Raw genomic sequence first — 1,457 nt, 5'->3', positions numbered from 1 at the left:
TCGGTTTGGGAAGTAGTGCCACGAAGGACGCTGGCACGACGAATGGAAATATCATTCAGGTCGGTGGGTTTGGGATTGGCGCTGATGCCTCACTGGCCAGCCATCTTGCTAGCCTGACCGAAGGCTACCGTGGCGGGCTATATCGAATGCGCGGTGATGGAACGACCTCACCCACCATCGGAGTGCCTCCGGGAAGTGGTAATGCCATTATCGGATTGGTATCTGTGCCGGTGTATACGACCGCAGGATTTGGGTTCGCTTTTAACCAAAACAATGTATGGACGGGTACTTTCGACCCAAATGCCCCGGCGTCTGTAACATGGAAAAAATGGTGGGGTGAAGCCAATACTACCGTTGATACCAACGGCTTCATCAAGCGAGCTTCTCCAGTGGTGAAACTTTTCCGCACAGGACACGTTGATTGTAACGATGAAGCTGAAGGTGTCACCGCCTCAAGAGCGGCGGAAGGGGTTTATACCGTCAGCGGCAGCAACGGTCTTAACACCGATGGGTGGACAGTTGAAATCCCTCAGGACATCAACGGCAATTTCCTGTGTTTCGTCAATACGACGACCGCCGATGATGGTGTGCTGACTGTTTCTGTTTTTCGCCGTCGATTTGATGTCGAAACGGCAATGGTTGTTGCGGGTGATCCAATGGATATTCCTGAAGGTCGCTGGATTGACCTGCGTCTGCAAATGCCAGATGGTTCTGCGTTTAATCAGCGGATGAGTCAGGTACAGCAGCCTCTAACATCCTGACGCGGATCGCCAGGGCTTTGATTGCAGCCAGTGCATCCATAAGGAGCGGGTTCAAATCGAGAGTCATTTTCCCTACTCTCTCCGCTGAATGGACATACTGTCTGTCGATTTGTTCGAGCTGCTGGGCAATTACGCCACGGCGCTCTGTTTGCTCATCATCATCAAGATAGTAGAACCGCTTAAACTCCATCTGGCAGATATTTTTCAGGCAATCATCCACGTCCAGATCGCCATTGATATGCTTAAAATTAATATCCGACGTGCCAACGGGCTGCATCTGAGTCCATGGAATTGTTGTTGACGCAGTGTTCATCGCTGACGCCCCCAGGTTCCGGACAAAAAGATTCGCGGATGCACCTGTGAAGATTTGTTGGCGTCGTGTTGCGTCATACCCGCATACAATGCCTGAACCTGCCTGCGGCGCCCAGGCGGCTCCCGAGCCATCAATGCCATAAAACCCTGATTCAGTGTTTCCCAGCACGTTTATGACCGGTGTTCCAAAGCCAAAATACCCTACGCCTAAGACATTCCCGAGCTGGGGACCAACATCCTTCGTAGCCGATGTTCCTAAACCGACGTTTTATAGATTGCCCTTCAATGGCTTGACCGATAATGTCACCTGTTTTTTTTGCAGAAATCATTGGGTGAAAAACATGCAAATTGGCTATGTCAGGGTATCAACAAATGACCAAAATA

General features: G+C 50.7%; 3 protein-coding genes. 2 read left to right on the top strand and 1 reads right to left on the bottom strand.

The window, feature by feature from the left end; translation table 11 throughout:
- The coding region (locus AC6EMZ_RS23225; protein ID WP_498405176.1) for a phage tail fiber protein at positions 1–761 on the top strand (761 nt) is incomplete at its 5' end.
- Here the strand turns inward: AC6EMZ_RS23225 and AC6EMZ_RS23220 are convergent.
- Positions 718–1,242: a tail fiber domain-containing protein gene (locus tag AC6EMZ_RS23220; RefSeq protein WP_498405175.1), complete on the bottom strand. Its 525-nt coding sequence runs from the start codon at positions 1,240–1,242 to the stop codon at positions 718–720. The genes AC6EMZ_RS23225 and AC6EMZ_RS23220 overlap by 44 nt on opposite strands.
- Positions 1,243–1,246: 4 nt before the next feature.
- Between AC6EMZ_RS23220 and AC6EMZ_RS23215 the strand changes: the two genes are divergently transcribed.
- Positions 1,247–1,457: hypothetical protein (locus AC6EMZ_RS23215; protein WP_498405174.1), on the top strand; the 211-nt coding region annotated here is incomplete at its 3' end.

The organism is Enterobacter sp. SCRI0065 (genome assembly GCF_059766475.1).
Note: the sequence above shows the minus strand (reverse complement) of the source record. Positions and strands in the feature narration are given on the sequence as shown.